Source organism: Phytoactinopolyspora endophytica (assembly GCF_004138495.1).
GTDB lineage: Bacteria > Actinomycetota > Actinomycetes > Jiangellales > Jiangellaceae > Phytoactinopolyspora > Phytoactinopolyspora endophytica.
In genome coordinates, this window is record NZ_ML142862.1 from 36905 (window position 1) to 40731 (window position 3827).

The 3827-nt window shown below is 70.8% G+C and carries 3 protein-coding genes; all 3 read right to left on the bottom strand.

What is annotated here, in order from left to right; translation table 11 throughout:
* Window positions 1-25: 25 nt before the first annotated feature.
* Complete coding sequence (locus ELR45_RS23425; RefSeq protein ID WP_205857122.1) at window positions 26-2056, bottom strand: SUMF1/EgtB/PvdO family nonheme iron enzyme; 2031 nt, start codon at window positions 2054-2056, stop codon at window positions 26-28.
* Window position 2057: 1 nt separating this feature from the next.
* Entirely contained in the window at window positions 2058-3017 is a 960-nt protein-coding gene (rbsK, locus tag ELR45_RS23430; protein WP_129668509.1) for a ribokinase, read from the bottom strand.
* A gap of 121 nt (window positions 3018-3138) precedes the next feature.
* Window positions 3139-3827 (bottom strand): ADP-ribosylglycohydrolase family protein (locus tag ELR45_RS38830; protein ID WP_205857123.1); only part of this gene is annotated, 689 nt, incomplete at its 5' end.

The window sequence follows — 3827 nt, forward strand, 5'->3', positions numbered from 1 at the left end:
GGCCCCCGCACGCCCGGCTCGCTCTTCATCCCGCTCTCCTCTCCTTTACGTTCTGCACACTGTGGCCCGCAGCGCTCGGGGTGCGGGACGCAACAATGTCGACGACGCAGCGGAAGCCGACCGACGGCGAACGGTCCAGGCCAGCGCCGCTACGCAGATACTTCGCGGAGAATTCGGGGCCGCGCACGTCCCCGTCGAAGTACCAGTCCGATCCTTCAGCGCACCAATCCGATCCACCCTTGAGAATGTAGAACCGGGTCCTGCCGTCGGTGTGCTCGCTCTCGGTCAGGTTCCACACCACCGGGAGTCCCCGCTCGAGCACACCCGCCTCGCCGGCGACCTGCCACTCGTCCTCGGTCGGCAGCCGCATCCCCACCCACCGGGCGTAGGCGCGGGCGTCGTCCAGGTCGACGTAACTCACCGGCTCGTCTTCCCGCCCTGCCGGGGGCATGCCGTCGACGAAGTGTGCGAGGAACCGTTCCGCCCGCACCGGGCGATACCCGGTGGCCTGGACGAAAGCCGCGTACTCGGCGTTGGTCACGTCGGTCCGCGCGATCGCGAACTCCCCCAGGGTCACGACGCGGTGCAGCGTCCCGGTGTGGTGCAGCCGCGGCGGGAGCGGCTTCCATTCGTCGACATAGGGAGCCTCGCCGTACAGCCCGGTCTCCCGCACCCGGTACCGGACGACGAGGGCCTGCCGGCCGCCACCGACCTCGACCATCCCGTCCGGCACGTCGTCCGCCGGAGCCGCCGGAGCCATCGGAGGCATCCGGGCCGGCACCCGCACGGCAGCGCGTCGAGGGAACGACACGTCCCCCGCCGACGAGGCCGTCGTCTCCGGCCCCACCTGCTCGGAGGCGTCGCCGGTCACGACGGCGGCGATCCCACCGGCCGGCAGCCGCCCGCCGATGACCGTGCGGCCGTCGGCGTCCGTCGACACGTTGAGCGACGCCCCGGTGGCCACCTCGGTGAAGCCGGTCCCGCTCGGCAGGTCCGTCACCAGCCAGGGGCCGTCGTAGTCGTCGCCCTGGTTGACCACGGTCCAGAGCACGACGCCTTCATGTGCCCAGCGGGAGGCGTAGACCGGCACGTCGCCACCGGGATGGCCGGCCAGCGGAGTCCACTCCTCGCTCTGCAACCACGCGCGGTATCCGGCCTGCACCCGCCGCATCGCCCGCAGCACCGACCGGTCCCGCTCGCTCCAGCCGACCCAGACGCCGAAGACGTTCTCCCACACCAGCATCCCGGAACCGTTGAGCCACGCGGAATGCAGCTCCTCGATGTGGCTGCGGTGCCAGCGACGGGTGTGGTGCAGGATGTGCCGCCGTTCGAACCACTTAGCCCGGAGTACGCCGGGCACCGGCGAGTCGGCGAACCATTGCGCCCAGGACATCGCATGGTCGTGCACCCGGGCCAGCGGCAGCCTCGACTCGCCCTCCATCGACAGTCCTGGGCTCACCTCGTCCAGAACCCTCCGGATCTCGAGGCTGCCTTCCTTGGAGCTGTCCAGGAAGACACCGTCAGCGCCGGTGGACGTGACGAGCTCGCCGACTCGCTCGGGCTCGCTCGCCTCCCACGGATAATAGGCCAGGTAGACCCGGACATCTCGGTCCCGGAACGCCGCCACGACGTCCGCCAGCTCCGGCACGTCTGTGTAGTAGTCGAACTGGTCGCGGTCGTCGATCCCCTGGTTCGGGTAGGCGTGCCAGAGGACCACCCCATCGAACCCCCCGAAGTCCCGCTCGGCCGCGGCGACGAACGCCTCGACGGTGAACACGCCGGCGTCATGGTCGTAGAGCAGCTCGTCCCACAACCACGTGAGGCACACGACGAACGCGTCCGCCGGCTCGTCGTCGTAACGCGAGCCGTCGTAGCCGATCCGGGCACGGGCCTCGACACGCCAGCGGGCGAGCTGTTCCCGCCAGGCCGGCCAGTCGGCGGGATCGGACGGGGCGGCCAGGATCTTCGCCTCGTCCAGCACCGTGAGGTCGGCCGCCGGGTCGAGCGGCACCTCGGCGTACATGTCGATCGGGCGGGGCACGTAGGGGTTGAGCACGTCACTCCACTTTCGCCAGGAAGGTCTCGATCTCGTCGCGAGTGGGCATCGACGACGACGCGCCGAACCGCTGGACCGAGAGCGCCGCCGCGGCGGACGCCCGGCGCAGCGCCGTCTCCGGGGCCAGGCCCTCGGCCAGGCCGACCGAGAACACGCCGACGAACGTATCGCCGGCGGCCGTGGTGTCCACCGCGTCGACGTTGAACGCCGGCACGCGCACCGGCGCGGCGTCGGTGGCGAGGTAGATCGCGCCACGAGCACCCAGGGTCACGGACACCGCGCGCGATCTCTTCGTCAGCCCTCGTGCCAGCGATTCCGCATTTCCCGATTCCTCATCGTCCGTCGTCCCTGTTCCGTCGCCGACCGTGGACGAAGGCGCTCCAGCGACCAGGATCGCCGCTTCGTGCTCGTTGGGCACCAACAGGTCGATGTCGGCGAGTAGCTCGTCCGGGAGCGGGATGGCCGGCGCCGGCGTCAGGACCGTCCGTACCCCGACGGAACGTGCGTAGGCCGCGGCCTCGGAGACGACGCTCAGCGGCAGCTCGAGCTGGAGCAGCAGCATGCCGGCCGAGTCGATCGCCGCACGGTGGGCATCGGTCAGCGCCGTCACCGTGCCGTTGGCGCCCGGGACCACGACGATCGAGTTGTCCCCATCGCCGTCGACGACGATGTGCGCTGTGCCGGTGGGCGCTTCGGCGGTCATCAGACCGGCGGTGTCGATCCCGTCGCCGGTGAAGACGTCGCGGATCTGCCGGCCGAAGTCGTCGTCGCCCACAGCGCCCAGAAAACGCACCGATCCCCCGGCCCGGGCGGCGGCGACCGCCTGGTTGGCGCCCTTGCCGCCGGGGATCGTCCGGAACGTCTGCCCGGTCACCGTCTCGCCGCGGCCGGGCGCGCGCTCCGTGGTCACCACCAGGTCCATGTTCGCGCTGCCGAGCACCGCGATACCCGTTCCGCTCATAGCCTCTCGTCTCCTTCGCTGCCCCGTGCGTGCCACCCATGCGCATTTCTGCACCCGGCCAAGCCGGGCTCGTGGCCTGACGTAACGCTCGCAGGTCCCCCATGTGCCCTCACGCGTTACCTCAGGCCATGAACCCAGGCTTCACGAGCTTCTCGGCGACGTCGAGCGTCCGCCGCGCCAATGTGTCGAACCCGATGCCGTCGAAGCCGCTCAGCGTGGAGGACACCCGGTTACGCATCGGTGCGGTCCAGTATTCCGGCAACGACGACGCGCCCAGCAGCCCACCCATCAGCGAGCCGACCGTCGCACCGTTGGAGTCGGTGTCCCAGCCGCCGCTCACCACCATCGTGATGGCCCGGCTGAACGCCTCGCCGCCACGCGACCAACCATCGGCCGGCTCGCTACCCAGGGGTTCACCACTCGCCGGCTCACGACGCACCGCACCTGCACCTGTCGGTGCGACCGCGTACACGAGCGCGGCGACCGTGAGCGCCGTGTTGTTCAGCACGTGCACCCAGTGCAGGTCCCCGTAGCGTTGCTCGATCGCGTCCACGGCGTCCTCGAAGCCGGGATGCTCGTCCGGCAGAGCGCGGGCGAACCGGACCGCGTCCGCGTACCGCGACGCCGGCGGGACGACGGACAGGCCCGCGTCGAGCACGTCGTCGACGGTCTCCGCCACCAATGCCGCGGAGCACGCGGCGGCCACGAACATCTCCCCGTAGACACCGTTCCGGGTGTGGCTCAGGACTGCGTCCCGCCACGCCAGCTCAGCCGCCCGGGCGGGCTCACCGGGATACACCCACCCGAAGA

Excerpts from the sequence above, each read along its gene's own strand:
- rbsK (WP_129668509.1), bottom strand. The coding sequence starts at position 3,017 with ATGAGCGGAACGGGTATCGCGGTGCTCGGCAGCGCGAACATGGACCTG.